General features: G+C 56.0%; 2 protein-coding genes. Both read left to right on the top strand.

Annotation, left to right across the window (positions count from 1 at the left end; all coding sequences use genetic code 11):
• On the top strand, positions 1 to 102 hold a 102-nt coding region (locus GIW04_RS30560), incomplete at its 5' end, for a transposase domain-containing protein (RefSeq protein WP_156422911.1).
• 387 nt (positions 103 to 489) lie between these two features.
• Positions 490 to 1,579, top strand: a 1,090-nt coding sequence (locus tag GIW04_RS30555; RefSeq protein WP_236479595.1) for an Ig-like domain-containing protein, incomplete at its 3' end; no start/stop codon positions are given.

The raw sequence follows: 1,579 nt of genomic DNA, 5'->3' as shown, positions 1-1,579 counted from the left end.
ATCGAACCCGCCGCTTGGCTCAAGGATACGCTGGAAAAACTACCCAGCTGGCCCAACAGCCGGATCGATGAGCTATTACCCCTCGCGCCTCAACCTGAGTAAAGGTGGGGCGGCTGGACGCTTACGGCTGAGCATAGGAGCGGCATAGATCAATTCAAATAGGAAATTTCTGACAGCATTTTTAGTCAGGATGCTTCTGGCCCAGTGGGCATCCGTAAGAACGCCTACGAGCCCTGGGAAATTTCCTACGCGACGCTGGGAAACGCCCTTCGGTCTATTTCCCTGTTCAGCAATCACTATTCGCTCAGTTCAACTGCCCGTCACATGCCTATGCCGTGATCTTGTCTTCCAGCTTCTGCTGCGTCAGGTATTACGTTTTTGAAGGGGCCTCGCAGTTGAAGCCTGATCAGGTGCTTCTCGAGCGCATGTGCTGCGAGACGAAGGTGCCGTTTACCCCATTGTGAATATGTTGTTGAGAAAGGATCTGTGATGACCGAAGTATTTGTTTTTGATAAAAAAACCCAGGCCCAAACAATGGCTTTTGGCGCAGAGGTAGTGCTTGAGGCTGCCTCGGTTGTGGTTATTGGCGTCAGCCGGGCTTCTATCAAGCAAATGACCCGAAAAGGTCAGTCGCTGGTGATTGAATTGGCCGGCAACGAAAAACTGGTCATCAAGAACTACTTCGACAAATTTGAAGGCCAAGAAAATTCTCTGAGCCTCAATGAAGACGGGCAGCTGTTTGAGGCGGCCATCGATGAGTCAGTCGGTTTGGGCGACCAATTGGTTGTGAGTTTTGAGCCGTTTCAGCCAGCGACAGCCGTAGCTGTGGGCGAAAGCTCCATTCTAGGGCAGGTGGGAGCAACCTTTGAGGGGCTGTCTCCACTGAGTAAAGCAGGCCTGTTGGCCGGCGCTGCACTGGGTATTTTTGCGCTCACTCAAGGGGGCAAGGGCGGTTCAAACAAGCACCACAGCGCGCCGGCACCCGTGGATACCACTGCGCCGGATGCGCCTCAGATTAAAGTCAGTACCCAGGCTGATGGGAAAATGGCGGTGAGTGGCACCGCGGAGGCGGGGAGTCGGGTGGACTTTACCTTTCCCGATGGTTCCAAAATCAGTGTGACTGCCAACTCCGGCGGTAGCTTCAATTTTGTCAGCGATGTGCCGCAGCCCAATGGCCCCTACAGTGCGACGGCAACGGATGCCGCAAAGAACACCAGTAAGCCAACAACGGGCAACTTCACCGCCGACTCGACAACTGACACCACGCCACCTGCCAAGGCTACCGACCTGGTGACCAGCACCGAATCCGACGGCAAGATGACCGTCGGTGGCAAAGCCGAGCCGGGCAGCACCGTCGAGGTTAAGTTCCCGGACGGTACCACCGGCACCACCGTAGCCAAGCCGGATGGCAGCTTTGAGCTGACCAGCGAAACGCCACAACCGAACGGCGAGTTCACCACCACGGTGACCGATGCGGCGGGTAATAAAGGTGAGTCGGTAACGGGCGAATTCGTTGCCGATCCAACCGCTGACACCACGCCTCCGGGCAAGGCCACCGACCTGGTGACTAGCACCGAAT

It is taken from the genome of Pseudomonas sp. PA-4-8C (assembly GCF_021606625.1).
Lineage (GTDB): Bacteria > Pseudomonadota > Gammaproteobacteria > Pseudomonadales > Pseudomonadaceae > Aquipseudomonas > Aquipseudomonas lactis.
Note: the sequence above shows the minus strand (reverse complement) of the source record. Positions and strands in the feature narration are given on the sequence as shown.